Source organism: Psychrobacillus vulpis (assembly GCF_006861825.1).
Lineage (GTDB): Bacteria > Bacillota > Bacilli > Bacillales_A > Planococcaceae > Psychrobacillus > Psychrobacillus vulpis.
Genome location: NZ_VDGI01000063.1, coordinates 1 through 1,417, shown reverse-complemented (window position 1 = coordinate 1,417; position 1,417 = coordinate 1). Strand labels below are relative to the sequence as shown.

Genomic DNA, 1,417 nt, shown 5'->3' with positions numbered 1-1,417 from the left:
TGATGCTAGTATGGATGTATGGACACAAGTTAGTTAAGTCTCTATCCTATAAATAGAGAGGACGTGTCCGGAATGAAACAAAAACGTTATAATCAAGAATTTAAACAAACAATTGTCGAACTCCATAGATCTGGTACATCTGTGAGTGATCTTAGTAGCGAATATGGTATATCTGAAGTAACTATTTATAAATGGATTAAAGCACTTTCTCCAATCGAAAACAGTGGTGGTTTAACACCGGCTCAAATCGCAGAAATTCAAAAGGAAAACCTGCGGCTTCAACAGGAGGTAGAAATCCTAAAAAAGGCTATGACCATATTCGCCAAAAAGTAACGGACCAAGAGATTATTGACCATATTGAAAAGGAGAAAGAAAATTTTCCTGTTCAAGTGATGTGTAATGTACTTAAAGTACCAAAAAGCACGTATTATCAGTCATTCCATAAAGTAAAATCTTCGTATGCCATCGAGAACGAGGTGGTTTTAGCACGCATAAAAATCATGCACGCGGAGAGTAAAGGCCGCTATGGTGCGCCAAAAATTCATTATCTGTTAACACAAGAAAAGGTTACTTTTAGCTTAAACCGCGTACAGCGAATCATGAAAAAGGCAGGAATTCGATCAACGATCGTGAAGAAGTACCGACCAACTTCCTCCAAGGGACAAGTGGAGGAACGTGAAAACCTGTTAGAACAAGATTTTGAAACGACGACCATTAATGAGAAATGGGTCGCAGATATTACGTATATTAATACATTAAGAGACGGTTGGTGTTATTTAGCTTCCGTTCTAGATTTACACACGAAAAAAATTGTGGGCTATTCCTTCTCCAAATCTATGACAACAGAGCTTGTTTTACAAGCTTTAGCGAACGCAATCGACGTTCAAGAACCAAAAGAAGGACTAATATTACATACCGATTTAGGCAGCCAATACACAAGTGACGACTTTGAAAAAGCGGTAAAAGAAACAAAAATCAAACAATCTTTTAGTCGTAAAGGATGCCCATATGACAATGCTTGCATCGAGTCTTTTCATGCGATTTTAAAGAAAGAAGAAGTATATCAGACTTCTTATATAGACTTTGAAACTGCACGATTGGCCCTCTTTCACTACATTGAATCGTGGTACAACCGAAAACGAATTCATGGAGCTATTAACTATTTAACGCCCCAACAATTAGAGGACTTATGCCGGAAAAAAGCAGTCTGATATAATAGGTAGCTTGGCTTCCTGATGTACCCTACCTGCACATTTTTTCGGGACGACATCCATGGCTTGTATTTCCTGTATCCAGCGAAAGCTGTCAAGTACGTTCTTTACTTGACTGGTTTCGCTGGATGCAGGACGCTTCATGAATGGATGCCGTTCTGAAACGGACTTAACTTTTTTGTGTCCAAGATATTGACGTAGATCCA

Annotated in this window: 2 protein-coding genes; one reads left to right on the top strand and one right to left on the bottom strand. The window is 38.7% G+C overall.

Translation table 11 applies throughout. The features are described 5' to 3' along the window. The first annotated feature begins 72 nt into the window (after positions 1 to 72). A protein-coding gene (locus FG384_RS19565; protein WP_142644348.1) for an IS3 family transposase occupies positions 73 to 1,211 on the top strand; the annotation gives its coding sequence in 2 pieces (ribosomal slippage) (positions 73 to 298 and positions 298 to 1,211; 1,140 coding nt in all). Here the strand turns inward: FG384_RS19565 and FG384_RS20070 are convergent. Continuing rightward, the coding region (locus tag FG384_RS20070) for a hypothetical protein (protein ID WP_205961834.1) at positions 1,188 to 1,417 on the bottom strand (230 nt) is incomplete at its 5' end. The two genes, FG384_RS19565 and FG384_RS20070, sit on opposite strands and share 24 nt — an antisense overlap.